Origin of the sequence: Streptomyces sp. Y2F8-2 (assembly GCF_014905555.1) — a bacterium.
Classification (GTDB): Bacteria; Actinomycetota; Actinomycetes; order Streptomycetales; family Streptomycetaceae; genus Streptomyces; species Streptomyces cynarae.
The window spans coordinates 186,557-204,219 of sequence record NZ_BNGS01000011.1 but is presented as its reverse complement, the minus strand read 5'-3'; the positions used below and the strand labels follow the sequence as shown (position 1 = coordinate 204,219).

Annotated in this window: 16 protein-coding genes; 3 read left to right on the top strand and 13 right to left on the bottom strand. The window is 70.9% G+C overall.

From position 1 onward, the window contains the following. Window positions 1-21 precede the first annotated feature (21 nt). Entirely contained in the window at window positions 22-999 is a 978-nt protein-coding gene (locus SY2F82_RS31730) for an LLM class flavin-dependent oxidoreductase (RefSeq protein ID WP_200422607.1), read from the top strand. Window positions 1,000-1,135: 136 nt separating this feature from the next. Here SY2F82_RS31730 and SY2F82_RS31725 read toward each other — a convergent pair whose 3' ends face one another. From SY2F82_RS31725 to SY2F82_RS31710, 4 genes are all read right to left on the bottom strand, one after another. Further along, on the bottom strand, window positions 1,136-2,554 hold the full coding sequence (locus tag SY2F82_RS31725) for a sugar porter family MFS transporter (protein ID WP_200422606.1): 1,419 nt from the start codon (window positions 2,552-2,554) through the stop codon (window positions 1,136-1,138). Window positions 2,555-2,814: 260 nt separating this feature from the next. Next, entirely contained in the window at window positions 2,815-6,378 is a 3,564-nt protein-coding gene (gene smc, locus SY2F82_RS31720) for a chromosome segregation protein SMC (protein WP_200422605.1), read from the bottom strand. Between the two features lie 210 nt (window positions 6,379-6,588). Next, complete coding sequence (locus SY2F82_RS31715; RefSeq protein WP_200422604.1) at window positions 6,589-6,795, bottom strand: hypothetical protein; 207 nt, start codon at window positions 6,793-6,795, stop codon at window positions 6,589-6,591. 377 nt (window positions 6,796-7,172) lie between these two features. Then, window positions 7,173-7,454, bottom strand: coding sequence for an acylphosphatase (locus SY2F82_RS31710; RefSeq protein WP_200422603.1), 282 nt, complete (start codon window positions 7,452-7,454; stop codon window positions 7,173-7,175). Between the two features lie 139 nt (window positions 7,455-7,593). On the opposite strand from SY2F82_RS31710, the gene SY2F82_RS31705 reads away from it, so the two are divergent. Next, on the top strand, window positions 7,594-8,559 hold the full coding sequence (locus tag SY2F82_RS31705) for a CAP domain-containing protein (protein WP_200422602.1): 966 nt from the start codon (window positions 7,594-7,596) through the stop codon (window positions 8,557-8,559). A 91-nt stretch (window positions 8,560-8,650) separates the two neighbouring features. Here the strand turns inward: SY2F82_RS31705 and SY2F82_RS31700 are convergent, their stop codons facing one another. Beyond that, window positions 8,651-9,235, bottom strand: coding sequence for a flavodoxin family protein (locus tag SY2F82_RS31700; protein WP_200422601.1), 585 nt, complete (start codon window positions 9,233-9,235; stop codon window positions 8,651-8,653). Window positions 9,236-9,370: 135 nt separating this feature from the next. On the opposite strand from SY2F82_RS31700, the gene SY2F82_RS31695 reads away from it, so the two are divergent. Continuing rightward, window positions 9,371-9,772, top strand: coding sequence for a helix-turn-helix domain-containing protein (locus SY2F82_RS31695; protein ID WP_200422600.1), 402 nt, complete (start codon window positions 9,371-9,373; stop codon window positions 9,770-9,772). Here the strand turns inward: SY2F82_RS31695 and mutM are convergent. The 8 genes from mutM to recG all read right to left on the bottom strand — a co-directional run bounded on the left by mutM (window position 9,745) and on the right by recG (window position 17,504). After that, entirely contained in the window at window positions 9,745-10,605 is an 861-nt protein-coding gene (gene mutM / locus SY2F82_RS31690; protein WP_200422599.1) for a bifunctional DNA-formamidopyrimidine glycosylase/DNA-(apurinic or apyrimidinic site) lyase, read from the bottom strand. The genes SY2F82_RS31695 and mutM overlap by 28 nt on opposite strands. A 461-nt stretch (window positions 10,606-11,066) precedes the next feature. Continuing rightward, a complete protein-coding gene (gene rnc, locus SY2F82_RS31685) occupies window positions 11,067-11,894 on the bottom strand; it encodes a ribonuclease III (protein WP_200422598.1) in 828 nt (275 codons plus the stop codon). 19 nt (window positions 11,895-11,913) lie between these two features. Then, complete coding sequence (rpmF, locus tag SY2F82_RS31680) at window positions 11,914-12,087, bottom strand: 50S ribosomal protein L32 (RefSeq protein ID WP_003951102.1); 174 nt, start codon at window positions 12,085-12,087, stop codon at window positions 11,914-11,916. A 2-nt stretch (window positions 12,088-12,089) separates the two neighbouring features. After that, window positions 12,090-12,734: a DUF177 domain-containing protein gene (locus tag SY2F82_RS31675; protein WP_200422597.1), complete on the bottom strand. Its 645-nt coding sequence runs from the start codon at window positions 12,732-12,734 to the stop codon at window positions 12,090-12,092. A gap of 184 nt (window positions 12,735-12,918) precedes the next feature. Further along, window positions 12,919-13,971, bottom strand: coding sequence for an ATP synthase F0 subunit B (locus tag SY2F82_RS31670; protein WP_200422596.1), 1,053 nt, complete (start codon window positions 13,969-13,971; stop codon window positions 12,919-12,921). 122 nt (window positions 13,972-14,093) lie between these two features. Beyond that, window positions 14,094-14,573, bottom strand: coding sequence for a pantetheine-phosphate adenylyltransferase (coaD, locus tag SY2F82_RS31665; protein ID WP_200422737.1), 480 nt, complete (start codon window positions 14,571-14,573; stop codon window positions 14,094-14,096). Window positions 14,574-14,599: 26 nt separating this feature from the next. Continuing rightward, window positions 14,600-15,187 carry a 16S rRNA (guanine(966)-N(2))-methyltransferase RsmD gene (gene rsmD, locus SY2F82_RS31660; RefSeq protein ID WP_200422595.1) on the bottom strand — a complete coding sequence of 196 codons (588 nt, stop codon included), beginning with the start codon at window positions 15,185-15,187 and terminating at the stop codon, window positions 14,600-14,602. Window positions 15,188-15,287: 100 nt separating this feature from the next. After that, entirely contained in the window at window positions 15,288-17,504 is a 2,217-nt protein-coding gene (recG, locus tag SY2F82_RS31655; RefSeq protein WP_200422594.1) for an ATP-dependent DNA helicase RecG, read from the bottom strand. Between the last annotated feature and the right edge of the window lie 159 nt (window positions 17,505-17,663).

Here is a 17,663-nt window from a genome sequence, read left to right as displayed (position 1 = left end):
GAAGGTGAAGGGGGCCTTGTCATGGCCGTATCGGTCGTACGGTTCAACCTCGTCGAGCCCGGTGCGACCCCCGCCTCACTCCGCGCCCGCTACCGGGCCGCGGTGGAGATGGCCGCGTACGCCGACGACCGGGGGGTCACCACCGTGCAGACGGAGGAGCACCACGGGGCGGCGAACAACTGGCTGCCGTCGCCCTTCGTCTTCGCCGGTGCCGTGCTCGGGGCGACCCGACGGCTCACGGTCACCGTCTCGGCGGTGATCGGGCCGCTGCACGACCCGCTGCGGCTGGCCGAGGACATCGCCGTGCTCGACCTGATCAGCGGCGGCCGGCTGGTGACCGTCGCCGGGATCGGGTACCGGCCCGAGGAGTACGCCTCCTTCGGTGTCGACTTCGAGCGCCGCGGAAGCCTCCAGGACGAGCTGCTGGAGACGGTGCTGAGGGCGTGGACCGGTGAGGAGTTCGCCTACCGGGGCCGTACCGTGCGGGTCACCCCGCGCCCGTACACGCAGCCGCACCCCCTGTTGCTGGTCGGCGGCTCCTCGAAGGCGGCGGCCCGCCGCGCCGCCCGGCTGGGCCTGCCGTTCTTCCCGAGCGCGCACCTGCCGGAGCTGGAGGCCTACTACAAGGAGCGGCTGGCGGAGTACGGCAGGGAGGGCTGGACGATGATGCCCGCGGAGAGGACGCCGCTGCTGCACCTCGCGGAGGATCCGGACCGGGCATGGGCCGAGTACGGGCAGCACTTCCTGCACGAGGCGCGGACGTACGCGTCCTGGCAGTCCGGCGGCCGTGGCGTCCGCTCGGCGGTCAGGTCGGCGGCCACGACGGTGGAGGAGCTGCGGGCGGAGGGCGTGTACCGGATCGTGACGCCCGAGGAGTGCCTGGGCCTGGACCTGGACAGCCACGTCCTGCATCCGCTGGCCGGCGGGATGCCGGTGGACGAGGGCTGGCGCAGCCTGCATCTGTTCTGCGAGAGGGTGCTCCCCGGGCTGGAGAGCTGAGCCTCGTGCACAGGGGACCGGCAGAACACCGCCGCCCGGCTCGGGCAGTGGCCGAGCCGGGCGGCGGGAGGGTCCGAGGAGAGGGGCAGCGGGGACTTGGCCCTTCTCCTCGAGTTCGAGGAGCCTCTTGTCAGGCTCAGCCCATCTCCTCCAGCGCCTTGCCCTTCGTCTCCTTCACGAACTTCAGGACGAACGGGATGGAGAGCGCGGCGAAGACCGTGTAGATCACGTAGGTGCCGGACAGGTTCCAGTCGGCGAGCGACGGGAAGCTCGCGGTGATGGCCCAGTTGGCGATCCACTGTGCGGCGGCGGCCACACCCAGCGCGGCGGCGCGGATCCGGTTCGGGAACATCTCGCCGAGCATGACCCAGACGACCACGCCCCAGGACAGGGCGAAGAAGAGGACGAACACGTGGGCGGCGATCAGGGCGACCCAGCCCTGGGTGCTCGGCAGCTTGCCGTCGACCAGGTGGAAGGAGAACGCCCAGGCCTCCAGTGCGAGGCCGACGGCCATGCCGATGGAGCCGATGAGCGCGAGCGGCTTGCGGCCGATGCGGTCCACGAAGATCATCGCGATCACGGTGCCGACGATGTTGATGATCGAGGTGGTGAAGGAGTAGAAGAACGAGTCCGTCGGATCGACGCCGACCGACTGCCACAGCGTCGAGGAGTAGTAGAACGCGACGTTGATGCCGACGAACTGCTGGAAGACCGACAGGCCGATGCCGATCCAGACGATCGGCTTGAAGAAGAAGCCGCCGCCGAGCAGGTCCTTGAAGCTGGACTTGTGCTCGCTCTTCATGGCGTGCTCGATCTCGGCGACGCGGGCGTCCAGGTCGGTGCTCTGGCCCTCGACCTCGGCGAGGATCTCCCGGGCGCGCTCACGCCTGCCGACGGAGATCAGGAAGCGGGGGGACTCGGGGATGGCGAAGGAGAGCAGGCCGTAGAGGACGGCCGGGACGACCATGACGCCGAGCATGACCTGCCAGGCCTCCAGGCCCATCAGCTTGCCGCGCTGGTCGCCGCCGGCGGCGTTGAGCAGGCCCCAGTTGACCAGCTGCGAGATGGCGATGCCGACGACGATCGCGGCCTGCTGGAAGGAGCCGAGCCGGCCGCGGTAGGCGGGCGGGGCGACCTCGGCGATGTAGGCGGGGCCGATCACGGAGGCCATGCCGATGGCGAAGCCGCCGATGACGCGCCAGAGGGCGAAGTCCCACAGCGCGAAAGGCAGGGCGGAGCCGACCGCGCTGACGACGAAGAGGACCGCCGCGATCTGCATCACCCGGATGCGGCCGAGGCGGTCCGCTATGCGGCCTGCGGTGGCGGCGCCGACGGCACAGCCGATCAGGGCGATGGCGATGACCTGGGCCAGCGCTGCGGAGCCGATGTCGTAGCGGTCCCGGATGGCCTCGACGGCGCCGTTGATCACGGAGCTGTCGTAGCCGAAGAGGAAGCCGCCCATCGCGGCGGCCGCCGCGATGAAGATGACGTGCCCGAGATGATCGGGGTGAGCCGTACCGGCTCCCGTCCTGGATGCCTGCGCTGTGCTGGTCAACGTGTACTCCTCGAGCCACCGGCAACGCTGCCGGGGGTGGGTGAGCCCTCTCGGGTATGGCCGGCGTTGCAAGTACCCGGGGAGCACTCGTTAACGCCGCTCATATCTGAAGGTAAAAGCAACGTTGCAGAGACTATGCCTTCAAGTTTCGAAGTCAATACCGCAAGTCTGTGACCTTTACGTCATGCGCAGGAGAGGTTGCGTTCAAGTGTTGAAGATGTGAAAACGTGCCGGTGGCAACTGGTGTAGGGAGCAGCCTTCTAGTGGAGCCGCTGCGAGATGACCTTCGACACACCGTCGCCCTGCATCGAGACGCCGTACAGCGCGTCGGCGACCTCCATCGTCCGCTTCTGGTGCGTGATCACGATGAGCTGCGAGGTCTCCTGCAGCTCCTGCATGATGCGGATCAGCCGCTGCAGGTTGGTGTCGTCGAGCGCCGCCTCGACCTCGTCCATCACGTAGAACGGGCTGGGCCGGGCCTTGAAGATCGACACCAGCAGGGCGACGGCCGTCAGCGACCGCTCGCCGCCGGAGAGCAGGGAGAGCCGCTTGACCTTCTTGCCCGGGGGCCGCGCCTCGACGTCCACGCCGGTGGTGAGCATGTTGTCCGGGTCGGTCAGGATCAGCCGGCCCTCGCCGCCGGGGAACAGCCGGCTGAAGACGCCCTCGAACTCGCGGGCCGTGTCCCGGTAGGCCTCGGTGAACACCTGCTCGACGCGCTCGTCGACCTCCTTCACCACCTGAAGCAGGTCGGCGCGGGTCTTCTTCAGGTCGTCGAGCTGCTCGCTGAGGAACTGGTGGCGCTCCTCCAGCGCGGCGAACTCCTCCAGGGCGAGCGGGTTGACCTTGCCGAGCTGCTGGTAGGCGCGTTCGGCGGCCTTGAGCCGCTTCTCCTGCTCGGCACGCACGAACGGGCGGGGCTGGTTGCGCGGATGCTCCGGGTCCTCGGGCAGCTGCTCGCCCTCGGCGGGCGGGGACGGCGGTACGAGCTGGTCGGGGCCGTACTCGGTGACCAGGACCGTCGGCTCGACGCCCAGCTCCTCCAGCGCCCTGGTCTCCAGCTGCTCTATGCGCAGCCGTTTCTCGGCGCCGAGCACCTCGCCGCGGTGGACGGAGTCGGTGAGCTTGTCCAGCTCCGCCTTGAGGTCGCGGCCGTGCGTGCGGGCCGCCGCCAGCTCCTCCTCCCGGCGTGCCTTGACCGCCTCGGCGGCGGCGCGCTCGGCCTCCGCCCGGCTCAGGGAGACCTCGACATGAGCGAGGAGCTGCCGGGCGCCGGAGGCGACGGCCTCGGCGACGGCCGCCTCGTGGCGCAGCCGGGCCCGACGCTGCTCGGCACGTGCGCGTGCCTCACGTTCGGCGCGGGCGGCCCGGTCCAGGGAGTCGGCGCGTCCGGCCAGGCCCTTGACGCGCTCCTCGTGGGTGCGGACCTGGAGGCGGGCCTCCATCTCGGTCTGCCGCGCGTTGGCGCCGTCGGCGGCGAGGCGGTCGCGTACGGAGGTGTCGGGCTCCTCCTCGACCGGCATCTCCTCGGCGACGGCGAGCCGCTCGGCGAGTTCCTCGACCTCCTGCAGGGCCGCCTCGAGCGCCTCCTGAGCGCGCGCGGCGGCGGCGGTGCTGCGCTCGGCCTCCCCGGCGGCCCCGCGCGCCTGCCCGGCGAGCCGACCCAGCTGCTGGGCGACCTGGGACTTCTCCCGCTCGGCGGCCCGCCGCCGCTCCCCCAGCTCCTCGACGAGCGCGGCACACTCCTTGCGCCGCTCCCCCGCGAACCGCTGCGCCTCGGCCAACTCCTCGCACCGCACGGCGAGTTCCTCCAGCTCGGCTGCGGCCTCGTCGACCGAGGCCTGCACCTCCAGCAGGCTGGGCGCCCCGGCGGACCCCCCGTGCGCGAGGTGCGCCCCGAGGAGATCGCCCTCGGCGGTGACGGCGGTCAGCTCGGGTCGCGCCCCGACCAGCTCCTCGGCGTCCTCGAGGGTGCCCACGACGACGATGCCGCGCAGCAGCCGGCGTACGGCGGGCATGAGGTCGGCGGGACCGCGGACGAGATCGGCGGCGAAGGGATGCCCGTCGGCACCGCCGCTGTCGCGCACGTCCGCCGGCTCCTGAGGCGCCCCCGCCACCAGCAGCGCCGCCCGTCCCCCGTCCTGCTTGCGCAGCAGGCGAAGCGCGTCGGCGGCCGAGGCCGGGTCCGTGACCGCGAGGGCGTCCGCCGCCGTGCCGAAGGCCGCGGCGAGGGCGGCCTCGTGGCCCGGGGTCACGGTCAGCAGTTCCGCGGCCGGGCCGAGCAGGCCGGCCAGGCGGTCCTTGGCGTTCAGCAGGGCGCCGGTGCCGTCCTTGCGGCGCAGGCCCATGGCCAGGGCCTCGTGCCGGGCCTGGGTGGCGGCGCGCCCTCGTTCGGCCGCCGTGGCCGCCTCGCGTGCGGCGGTCAGGGCGGCCTCCGCCTCGGCGAGCGCGGCTTTGGCCGTCTCGTGCCGCTCGGCGAGGTCCGCGTCGCCCGCGTCCAGCCCGTCGACCTCGGCCTTGAGGGCCTCGTACTCCTCCTGGGCGGCGACGGCGCGCTGCTGTGCCTCGTCGCGCGCGGCGGCCAGCCGGTCGATCTCGGCCTGGGCGGCGGCTGCGCGTGAACGGGCGGCGCCCACCTGCCCGTTCAGTCGGGCGAGCCCTTCACGCCGGTCCGCGATGGCGCGCGCCACGTCCTTCAGGCGCCGTTCCTCGAGCGCCAGTTCGCGCTCCAGCTCGGCGCGGTGCGCGACCGTGTCCTCCAGCGCGCGCTCGGCGGCCTCCAGGGCCGCTTCGAGTTCGGCCTCCTGCTCACGGATGCGGGCGGCCTCACGCTCCATGTCCTCGGGGTCGCGTCCGCGCCGCTCCTCCGGCGGCTGGGAGGTGGCGCTCTTGACCCGGGCGTCGGCCAGCGAGATCGTGCCGCGCACCCGCTCCGCGAGCTGTGACAGCTCGTACCAGGTCTGTTGGGCCCGTTGCAGACGCGGCGTCAGCTGCCGTACCTCGTCCTCCAGGAGCGCCTCACGCTGCAGGGCCTTCTTCAGCTCGGCCTCGGCGGCGTCCTTGCGTTCCTTGAGCGCGGCCTCGTCGGCGATCTCGGCCTTGAGGGCCTCCCGGAACCGTACGAGGTCGTCGGCCAGCAGGCGCAGCCTGGCGTCGCGCAGGTCCGCCTGGATCACGGCCGCCCGGCGGGCCACCGCCGCCTGCCGGCCGAGCGGTTTCAGCTGGCGGCGCAGCTCGTCGGTGAGGTCCTGGACGCGGGCGAGGTTCGCCTGCATGGCGTCCAGCTTCCTGAGCGCCTTCTCCTTGCGCTTGCGGTGCTTGAGGACGCCCGCGGCCTCCTCGATGAAGGCGCGGCGGCCCATGGGGTCGGCGTGCAGCACGGAGTCGAGCTGGCCCTGGCCGACGATCACGTGCATCTCGCGGCCGATGCCGGAGTCGGACAGGAGTTCCTGGATGTCGAGGAGGCGGCAGGTGTCGCCGTTGATCTGGTACTCGCTGCCGCCGTTGCGGAACATGATCCGCGTGATGGTGACCTCGGAGTACTCGATCGGGAGGGCACCGTCGGAGTTGTCGATGGTCAGCGACACCTCGGCGCGGCCGAGCGGCGGGCGGCCGGTGGTGCCGGCGAAGATGACGTCCTCCATCTTGCCGCCGCGCAGCGACTTGGCTCCCTGCTCGCCCATGACCCAGCTGAGCGCGTCCACGACGTTGGACTTGCCCGAGCCGTTCGGGCCGACGACGCACGTGATGCCCGGCTCGAACCGGAGCGTGGTCGCCGAGGCGAACGACTTGAAGCCGCGGAGGGTCAGGGCCTTGAGGTGCACGCCGCTGGACTCTACCGTCCGGGTCTGTCTCACTCCATGAACCCGCGGTTTCACCCCTGAACGGGCAGGGCACACCATCCGTTAAAGACAGCGAAGGGGTGCACGGGGGCAAGAAAGAAGGGACGCCGAGGCGTCCCTTGCAATTCTGACAACATCAGCGGTGGGTACGGGCAGCCCGACCACTGCATGTGCCGTGGCGTGATGCAGTGATCAGGTGAGCGCAGGCTCCGCCTGGTGTGCGTCGACGCTCTCCATGATCCTGTCATGAGAAGCGGCAGCCGAGGACAGCGCGTCGTTCTCCGCCTGGATCCGTCCGAGCTCGGCTTCGAGTTCCTGGACGCGCTGCTGAAGCCGTCGCATCTCGGCGAGGAGTCGCGGGTCGGAGCCGCCGACGTAACCGAGAAGCGCCTTTGCCATGATGGATGGTCCTCCACAATGAGTGACCGACCGATGCGGTGTGGGTCGTGAGGGATTCGCACCCGCGGTGCCCGGCATGGTGAGTTCTACGCCGTGCTTCCATGCCAAACAGCTAAGGTGCGCGGGGCTTTCAGCGTCTCACCAAAAAGTTTGACGGTCAACACGATCACGCCCTGCGCTGGCGGGCAACCCAGGGGCGCGCGGCCCTGAGCGGGCGGCGCTGCGGCACCTTCGGGCCCCTGCGGGCGTGGAGATCATCCTTACCCGCGGAGCCTGCCACGACAAGCGGTTCTTGGCAACCACCAGCACCTTTCCGCTCGGGGCAGATGCCGGTGGCACGTCCCTGCCCTTCGCGGCGGGGGTCTTCGGGCTCCGGCTCAGCGGATTTCGAAGCCGTCGTAGCCGCCGCGGGGCGTGTCCCAAATCTCAGTGACTCCGTCCACACGCCCGGGTGTGTCGTCGCCCCGGAGCCACTCCAGCAGACGCTCGCACCCCTTCCGCGGCCCCTCGGCGACCACCTGGACCCGTCCGTCGTCCAGATTGAGAGCAAAACCCTTCAGGTCGCCGATCTCCAGCGCCTTGGCCCGGGTGAACCAGCGGAAACCCACCCCTTGGACACGTCCGCGCACCCACGCGACCAGCCGTGCGTCGTCGTTCATGGGTGCACGCTAACCGGCCAATGTCCCTCCCGGCACATCCGTCCCGTGCGCGATGCGGTACCGTCCCCACCCATAACTCTCACGTGAAACTCACACGATCGTGTGAGTTGCGCCGACCGCAAGACCAGGAAGGCCAGCAATGGGACGCCACCGACGCTCCGCCGCCGGACGCGCCGCCACGGGGGGCCGCGCCAAGAGGGTCACAGAGAGCTACGACATTCCGCCGGAGCGCTACGGCCCGGAGAACCTCTACGGCTTCGCCGCGGTCCTGGAGGCCGAGCGGCGCGCGACCCGCTCGCACCGCAGGAAGAAGGCCCCGACGCCGGTGCGCACGGGCCTGCTGGGCGTCTCCGCCGCCGTGGCGCTGGGCACCGTGGCGGTCGCCACCGGGGTGCTGCCCGGCGGGAACCACTTCTCGGTGAGCGGTGACTCCGGCGATGTGCAGGCCGGCGGCACCACCCCGTCGGGCTTCGCCACCCAGCAGGGCGGCACGAGCGGCACCGCGGACTCCCGAGGGTCCTCGTCCACCAGCCGTGACGCCGACCGCTCGCCCACACCGGCGGCGACCGCGACTCCCTCCGCCCCCTCGGCGTCCTCGGCGGCGCCGACGACCCAGCCCACGCAGACACCGTCCCCCACCGCGACAGGGAGCACGGCGACGACCGCGCCGCCGTCCGAGCAGCCCACGAAGAAACCGGGGACGATCCCGGCCCAGAAGGTGACCTCCGAGGCCGCCGCCGAGGCCGAGGTGCTCAAGCTGGTCAACCAGGAGCGGGCCAAGGTGGGCTGCTCCCCGGTGACCCCGAACGGCCCGCTGCGCAAGCTGGCGGAGGCGTTCAGCGAGGACATGGCCGCGCGGAACTTCTTCGACCACACCGACCTCGACGGCAAGGACCCGTGGCAGCGGGCGGCCGTGCTCGGCATAACGGACCTGGGCGGCGAGAACATAGCCCGCGGCCAGGCCACCCCGCAGGACGTCATGGACGCCTGGATGAACAGCCCCGGCCACCGGGCGAACATACTGAACTGCGACTTCACGACGCTGGGTGTCGGAGTGCACTTGGGTTCCGGCGGCCCCTGGTGGACGCAGGACTTCGGCTACTGACGCACTCCTGTACGGCCACAGCCGTACCAGCCGAACGCTCGTGCCCCCGCCCGGAGTGTCCGGGTCGAGGGCACGGCTGTGTGCGGGAGGTTCAGGCGGCCGCGCGGCCGAGCGTGAAGACGCGTGCCGCCTCCGCGACGCGGCGGCCGAGGTGCCGGGCGGTGGCGATGTCGGCCTTGTGGACGGCCTCCGGACCCTCGTCGTTGTTGGTCTGGGCGGCGGCACCGGCGAAGACGCCGAGGCGGTTGAGGTCGTGCTCGGAGCCGGTGCTCACGTTCCAGCCGGGGTGCAGACCGAGGTTGACCCAGTTCATGCCGTGCTGCGCGGCCAGGATCTGGAAGAACTGCAGGGTGTGCAGCTTGTCGCCGCTCTTGGACCCGGAGTTGGTGAAGCCGGCGGCCAGCTTGTCCTTCCAGTCCTGCCCGAACCACCGCTTCGAGGACGCCTCGGCGAAGACGTGGAAGGCGCCGGACGCGGTGCCCATGTAGGTCGGCGAGCCGAAGACGATCGCGTCCGAGGCGTCGAGGGTCGCCCACTGCTCTTCGGTGATCTCGTCGACCTTGATCAGGTGGACCTGGGCGCCGGCGTCCGCGGCGCCGTCCCGTACGGCCTCCGCGAGGACGGCGGTGTGGCCGTAGCCGGAGTGGTAGGCGATGGAGACAACAGGGGTGGTCACGGTTCGCTCTCCTCAGAGGTCATGAAACGGCGGCCACGACGGAGTGCGCAGCTCACCGGCGGCAACTCAAGGAAAGCACTAACTTTTGGTTAGTGCAACCTGGTGGTTAGCGCTGCGCTCGCGTACGCTGGAAACATGAACGGCACCCAGGAGCGCGCGGAGGAACAGGACCTCGCCTACAACGTGTTCGCCAAGGCATGCCCCTCGCGCGGCACGCTGGAGCACGTCACGGGCCGCTGGGGCGGACTCACGCTCGGCGCGCTGTACGAGGGCTCGATGCGCTTCAACGAGTTGCGCCGCCGGGTCGACGGCGTGAGCGAGAAGATGCTGTCCCAGACCCTGCACGCCCTGGAGCGCGACGGCCTGGTGCACCGCGAGGCCCAGCCGACCAACCCGCCGCGGGTGGACTACGAACTGACCCCCCTGGGCCGCGAGGTCGCCGAGCGCCTGCTGGCCCTCATCCACTGCGTGGAGGGCCGTATGGACGACGTCCTGGCGGCCCGCGAGCGTTACGACGAGACGCGCGGCGCCCTCTGACAGCTCGGGCAGAAGTAGCTGGAGCGGTTCATCCAAGGGCGGCGGCGCAGGGGCGTTGTGCAGCGCCGGCAGGGCTCGCCCTCGCGGCCGTACGCGTCCAGCGACCGGTCGAAGTAGCCCGACTCACCGTTGACGTTCACGTAGAGGCTGTCGAAGCTGGTGCCGCCGACGGCGAGGGCCGCGTTCATCACGTCCCTGATGTGACCGAGGAGTTCCGCGGTACGGGGGCGCGTGAAGCCGGCGGTGGGGCGCTCGTAGTGGATGCGGGAGCGCCACAGCGCCTCGTCCGCGTAGATGTTGCCGACGCCGCTGATCAGCGACTGGTCGAGCAGGGCCCGTTTGATGGTGGTGCGCTTGCGGCGCAGTGCCTGGTGGAAGGCCTCGTCGTCGAAGAGCGGGTCGAGCGGGTCGCGGGCGATGTGCGCGATGACGTCGGGCAGCCCGTCGGGGGCGGTCTCGTGCAGTGAGAGGCCGCCGAAGGTGCGCTGGTCGACGAAACGCAGCTCGGTGGCGAGGGCGTCGTCGAAGCGGACCCGGATCCTGAGGTGCTTCTCGTCCGGCGCCTGGTTCGGCTGGACGAGGAGCTGACCGCTCATGCCGAGGTGGGCGAGGATCGCCGTGCCGGTGGTCTCGACGGGGATCCAGAGGTATTTCCCGCGGCGGCTGGGGGTGCCCATGCGTTGCCCCTTCAGCCGGTGCGCGAAGTCGTCACCGCCGGCCAGGTGACGGCGGACGGACCGCGGGTGCAGCACCTCCGCCTCGGCCACCGTCCGGTGGGCCACCCAGCGCTCCAGCCCGCGCCGCACGACTTCGACCTCGGGCAACTCGGGCACGGACTCCTCCGGAGGGGTGAACAGGGGGCGACGTCCGCAGCGTACCTCTTGGTCCGGAACGGGTGACGCCCCGTCCGGAACGGCGGGACGGAAGCGCGCCGACGGCCGGTGCGTACCGGCGCGGAAGGACGGCGCGACGCGCACGGGAGCGGAGGCAGGCCGTACCGCTCGCCCGGCGGGGTATCGCCTCAGCGCTCCTGGCGCGACGCGCGGACGTCGCGGACCTCGCGGACGTCGCGGACCTCGCGGACGTCGTCGCAGCGTCTTCGGGCGTTCCGAAGCGTCTGCGGGTGTTCCGAAGCGTCTGCGGGCGTTCCGAAGCGTCTGCGGGCGTTCCGAAGCGTCTGCGGGCGTTCGAAGCGTGTTCGGGCGTGTCTGTCAGCACGCCTCCCGGCCGGGTCGTTCCATGAAACGGCCCCTGCCCCGGCGCAGATGCCGGGGCAGGGGCCGTGACGAAGGAATCAGGCCGTGGCCGTGTCGCTGGCCGGAGCCGTGGCGGCGGTCTCGGTGGTCCCGTCGGGGGCCCCCGCTTCGGCCGCCGCCTTGGCACGCTCGTCCGCAGCGGCGCGGATGGAGCGCCAGGCCGACTCCGCGGCCTGCTGCTCCGCCTCCTTCTTGCTGCGGCCGGTGCCGGTGCCGTACGAGACGCCTCCGACGCGGGCGGCAGCAGTAAAGGTCTTCTCGTGGTCCGGGCCGGTCTCCGTGACCAGGTACTCGGGAACGCCGAGCCCCTCGGTCGCGGTCAGCTCCTGGAGGCTGGTCTTCCAGTCCAGGCCGGCGCCGAGATTCGAGGACTTCTCGATCAGCGGGTCGAACAGGCGGTGCACCAGCTCCGCCGCCGATTCCAGCCCCTGGTCGAGATAGACAGCACCGATCACCGCTTCGAGGGTGTCGGCGAGGATGGACGCCTTGTCCCGGCCGCCCGTGCCCTCCTCGCCCCGGCCGAGCCGGATGAAGGAGCCGAGGTCGAGCCCGCGGCCCACCTCCGCCAGCGCACGCGAGTTGACCACCGCGGCCCGCAGCTTGGCCAGCTGGCCCTCGGGCAGGTCGGGGTGGGTGCGGTACAGCGTGTCGGTGACGACGAGACCGAGCACGGAGTCCCCGAGGAACTCCAGGCGCTCGTTCGTCGGCAGACCGCCGTTCTCGTACGCGTAGGAGCGGTGGGTCAGCGCACGCACCAGAAGGGCGGACTCGACCTTGTAGCCGAGCCGCCCTTCCAGAAGCGTGTGGGACGAGGCTGTGTTGTCCGCCTTATTCCTGGCGTTTGGGTCCGCCTTGGCGTCAGACATCAGACCTCTCACCAGCCGCTCAGACCTCGAGGACCTGGCGCTTGTTGTAGGTGCCGCACGACGGGCACGCGATGTGCTGCTGCTTGGGCTCGTGGCAGCGCTCGCACGCGACCAGGGTGGGGACCGCAGCCTTCCACTGCGACCGGCGGTGGCGCGTGTTGCTGCGCGACATCTTCCGCTTCGGAACAGCCACGGCTACTTCTCCTGCTTCTCGTCGACGCCCGCTTCGGCGCCGCTCGTATCGTCCTTGTCGCCACTCTGGGATGAGTCGGCGAATCCCTGCAGTGCCGCCCAACGGATGTCGACGGCGTCGTGGTGGTGGTCCGGGTCGTCCGCGAGCCGCACCCCGCACTCGGAGCACAGGCCCGGACAGTCTTCCTGGCACACCGGCTGCATCGGCAGTGCGAGCACCACCGCATCGCGCAGCAGAGGTTCGAGGTCGAAGAGTCCGTCCTCGAGGAAGAACCTGTCCTCGTCGTCCTCGGCGTCGTCGCCCGGTTCCGCGATCACACGGCCCCGGTCGTCGGCGTCAGGGTACGAGAACAGTTCCTGGAAGTCCGCTTCGAGCTCCAGCTCGACCGGCTCCAGACACCTTACGCACTCCCCCTCGGCCGTGGCACGGGCGGTGCCCGTGACGAGCACCCCTTCCATGACCGACTCCATACGGAGTTCGAGCTCCACCGGGGCGCCTTCCGGCACTCCGATGACCCCGCGGATACCGAAGTCCTTGGGGGCGTCGACCGTGCGGGTCAGGCGCTGCAGCGCACCAGGCCGCCGACCCAGCTCGTGCGTGTCGAACACGAGGGGGTTGCGGTGGTCGAGGCGGGCGTTCAGGGCCATTCCTGCTTTCGGTCTTCGAAGCTCGGGGGACGCTGCCCTCCGGTGTTCCCGGGCAGCGGTGATCGCGGACGTCTACGAAACAGCGTGTGCGTACGCGCGACCGAAGAGCCAGGATACTGGACCTTCCGCTCTCGGCCCAATCCGGTCCGCCCGAAGGGGTTCCGGGCCGCGTGCGTCGAAGCGCTCAGTGACCGCCGCGTTCCTGTTCGTAGGCCCGCAGCTGCTCGGCGCTGATCATGCTGGTGTCGAAGAGGCTGGTCTCGTCGAGGGCGCCTGTCCCGCCGTATCCCTGCCGGCTCTGCCCCTGGTCGTACGCGGCATGCTGGTGCTGGTCGTAGGCCCCGGCCTGCGGGTAGGCGGCGTACGGGTCGGCCTGCTGGTAGCCGTAGGCGTCCTGCTGGGCGTACGTCTGCTGGTAACCGTACTGGTCGGGCTGCTGGTAGCCGTACGGGTCCTGCGCCTGTGCGTACGCCGGCTCCGTCTGCTGGGCCGGGATCGCAGGCGCCGGGTCCGGGGTGTCGGCGAGGGCCGCGAGGTCGGCGAGGTAGTCGGCGTCGCTGGTGTGCCGGACGGTGCTGGTGTCGCCGGCCAGCGCGCCGAGGTCGTCGGTGGCGATCCGGCCGTGCAGCTTCTGGCGGCCCTTGCCGACGGCATCCAGGGTCTTGGCGAGGACGGCCTCGAAGGCGCCTAGCTTGGCGTCCACGTACGCGTCGGCGTCGCGGCGCAGAGTTTCCGGGTCGTGGCTGCGCTCGGGGGCGTCCTCGTCCTCGTAACCGTTCTCGTCCAGGCCGGGGCCGGTGCCGAGGAGCTTCTCGCGGCCGCGGCCGACCGAGCCGAGCGTCTTGGTGAGGACGACCTCGAAGTTGGCGAGCTTGGAGTCGACGTAGTCGTCGGCCTCGGCGCGGATCTCCTCGGCCTCCTGGCGGGCCTCGGCGAGGATCCGGTCGGCCTCCGCCTGGGAGCGGCGGGCGACCTCGGTGTCGGAGATCAGGGAGCCGCGCTGGGCGTGCGCGCTCTCGATGATCCGCTCGGCCTCCTGGCGGGCCCGCTCCACCATCTGCTCCCGGTCGCCGATGAGCTCCTGGGCCTCGGCCAGGGAGTCGGGCAGCGCCTGGCGGACCTCCTCGAGCATCGAGAGCAGTTCGGCGCGGTTGACCACGCACGACGCCGACATGGGCATGGACCGGGCGCTGGTGACCACCGCGACGATCTCGTCGAGCTTCTTCTGCACGTCCACCGTGTGCTCGCCACTCTCTACGGATGTGTTGGAGACGGACGGATCGACTGTACGGCCACTGCCGCACCACCCGACACCGGATGAGGGCCCGTCAGGCTCTCGGGGGTCCCGCCCGGGACCGCTCAGTCCTTCTTCAGGCGCTGGTCGAGGGCCTGAAGGACGATCGGGGGCACCAGGTGGGAGACGTCCCCGCCCCAGGCCGCGACTTCCTTGACGAGCGAGGAGGACAGGAAGCTGTAGGTGGGGTTGGTGGGGACGAAGAGGGTCTCGACACCCGAGAGGCCGTTGTTCATCTGGGCCATCTGCAGCTCGTAGTCGAAGTCGCTGACGGCGCGCAGGCCCTTGACGATGGCGGGGATGTCGCGCTGCTTGCAGAAGTCGACGAGGAGGCCGTGGAAGGACTCCACCGTGACGTTCCCGAACTCGGCGGTGACCTGGCGGATCAGGTCGATCCGCTCGTCGATCTCGAACAGGCCCTTCTTGGCCTTGTTGATCATCACCGCCACGTACACCTCGTCGTACAGCTTGGAGGCGCGGGCGATGATGTCGAGGTGTCCGTTGGTGATCGGGTCGAACGACCCGGGACAGACGGCGCGGCGCACTTGTGATCCCTCGCTCTCCGGTCCGGTCATCGTGCGTCTTCGCACGTAGAGGCGGCGCGACCGTACCAAAACGTGCCCTCGCCGTAGCGACGGGCCCGGATCGCGTCGAAGCCGTCCGGCCACCGGAATTCCCCGCCTCTGGTGCTGCGCTCCACGGTGACGAGGGCGTCGGCCGCGAGCCAGCCCCCCGAGCGGAGTGTGAGCAGAATCTCGCGAAGATCGTCGTCGGACACGGCGTACGGCGGATCGAGGAAGACGATGTCGTACGGGTCCGCCGGCGCCGATGTCCGGATGATCTGTTCCGCTTTGCCCGCCCTGACTTCGGCGCCGGGCAGGCCGAGCGCTCTGACGTTCTCCCGGACGGTGCGGGCGGCGCGGGCGTCGGCCTCGACGAGGAGGGCGTGGCCGGCGCCGCGGGACAGGGCCTCCAGGCCGACGGCGCCGGAACCGGCGTACAGGTCGAGCACCCGTTCGCCGTCCAGCGGGCCACCGAGGAGGGCCTGCCAGGTCGAGAAGAGGCCCTCGCGCGCCCGGTCGGAAGTGGGGCGGGTTCCGTGCCCGGGCGGAACTGCAAGCCGGCGCCCGCCGGCGCGACCGGCGATCACGCGGGTCATCTCTTCGGTCCTTGTCGGTCTTGTCGGTCTGCGTGCGGTGACGTCTTCAGTCTCTCAGCCATGTCCGGCGCCGAGCACGCGCGCCCCGGGAGCGACGGGGTCAGCCCTTTTCCAAGTACTGCTCCCTCTCGTCGTCCAGCAGTGCCTGAAGTGCCGTGCGCAGCCCGGGCAGGTGTTCCAGGTCCGGGTCGGCCGCCACCACCGCCGTGGCCTCCTCACGGGCCTGGGTGATGATCTCCTCGTCATCGATGACGGCGAGCATGCGCAGGGAGGTGCGGGCGCCGGACTGGGCCTGGCCGAGGACGTCGCCCTCGCGGCGCTGCTCGAGGTCGAGCCGGGAGAGTTCGAAGCCGTCGAGCGTGGAGGCGACCGCGGTCAGCCGCTGGCGGGCCGCGCTGGCCTCCGGCATCTCGGAGACCAGGAGGCACAGCCCGGGCGCCGAGCCCCGCCCGACCCGGCCGCGCAGCTGGTGGAGCTGCGAGACCCCGAAGCGGTCGGCGTCCATGATCACCATCACGGTGGCGTTCGGGACGTTGACGCCGACCTCGATGACCGTCGTCGCGACCAGGACGTCGGTCTCGCCGGCGGCGAACCGGCGCATCACCGCGTCCTTGTCGTCGGGCTGCATCCTGCCGTGGAGGACCTCGACCCGAAGGCCCTTCAGCGGCCCCTCGGCGAGCAGGCCGGCCACGTCGAGCACCGCGAGCGGCGGTCGCTTCTCCGCCTCGTCCTCCGGCGACTTCCGCGCCTTCCCGGGGTCTTCCTCCTCGTCGCCGATCCGCGGGCACACCACGTACGCCTGATGCCCGCCCGCCACCTCTTCCCGGACCCGCTCCCAGGCGCGCGCCAGGAAGTGGGGTTTGTCCGCGGCGGGCACCACATGGCTGGCGATCGGCGACCGCCCGGCCGGAAGCTGGTCGAGGACGGAGGTCTCCAGGTCGCCGAAGACGGTCATGGCGACGGTCCGGGGAATCGGCGTGGCGGTCATCACCAGCAGGTGCGGTGGCTGCTTGCCCTTGCCGCGCAGTGCGTCGCGCTGCTCCACCCCGAACCGGTGCTGCTCGTCCACCACCACCAGCCCGAGGTCGTGGAACTGCACCTTGTCCTCGATCAGGGCATGGGTGCCGATCACGAGCCCGGCCTCCCCGGTGGCGAGATCGAGCAGCGCCTGCCGTCGCGCGGCCGCGCCCATGGACCCGGTGAGCAGCACCACCTTGGTGGCCTGCTCGGCCCCGCCGAGCATCCCCGACTCGGCCAGCTCGCCCATCATCTCGACGATCGACCGGTGGTGCTGCTGGGCGAGTACTTCCGTGGGCGCGAGCATGGCGGCCTGCCCGCCCGCGTCGACGACGGCGAGCATCGCCCGCAGGGCGACCAGGGTCTTGCCGCTGCCGACCTCGCCCTGGAGCAGCCGGTGCATCGGGTGCTCCGTCGCCAGGTCGGCGAAGATCTCCTTCGAGACCTCCTGCTGGCCTTCGGTGAGCGTGAAGGGCAGGCGCTCGTCGAAGGCCGCCAGGAGGCCGTCCGGCTTCGGTCTGCGGGCCACCGCCGGGAGTTGGGTGTCCGCGTGGCGGCGGCGGGCCAGGGCCACCTGGAGGACGAACGCCTCGTCCCACTTCAGGCGGGAGCGGGCGTCGGCGATATCCGCCTTCGTGTGCGGGCGGTGGATCTTCAGTAGTGCCTCGGGGAGGGAGATCAGGCCGCGGCCCGCGCGGAGCGACTCCGGCAGCGGGTCGATCGCCTCCTGGGCGCTGGGCAGCACCGTCTGCACCGCCTTGGCGATCTTCCAGGACTCCAGCTTGGCCGTGGCCGGGTAGAGCGGGATCAGGGCGCCCGCCCAGCTGTCCACCGCTTCGGCCACGTCGTCGCCGCGCAGCAGTTCGTAGGCCGGGTGGGCGAGTTGGAACCTGCGGTTGAAGACCGAGACCTTGCCCGCGAACAGCGCGCGGGTGCCCGGCAGGAGTTCCTTGTGGGGCTTGTGCACGCCGTTGCCGAAGAAGACGAGTTGGAGGCGGCCGCTGCCGTCGGTGATGGTCACCTCCAGGCGCTGGCCCTTGCCGCGGGGGGCCTTGGCCGAGGCGAACGTGTGCAGACGGGCGTCGGCGACCTGGGCGACCACCGTGACGTGCTCGTCCATGGGGAGGTCGGCGAGGTGGGTGAGCTGTCCGCGCTCCTCGTATCTGCGCGGGTAGTGGTGGAGCAGGTCGCCGACGGTGTGCAGGCCGAGGTGCTCGGCCATCACCTTCGCGGTGGCGGGGCCGAGCACTGACTTCAGTGGTTGTTTCAGCGGTTCTTGCAGTGCGGGCACGAGATCCATTGCACACCACGGCACCGACAATGCCGTATACGTCTTGCAAAACCGCTGGTCAGCGGGGTGGTTCCGGGCCTACGATGGCCCACCCCCGGCTCGCTCCGCGGTCACCGCCCCACCGGGACCGCCCGACCCCGCGCCGTCGAACGTCCCCCACCCGCGGCG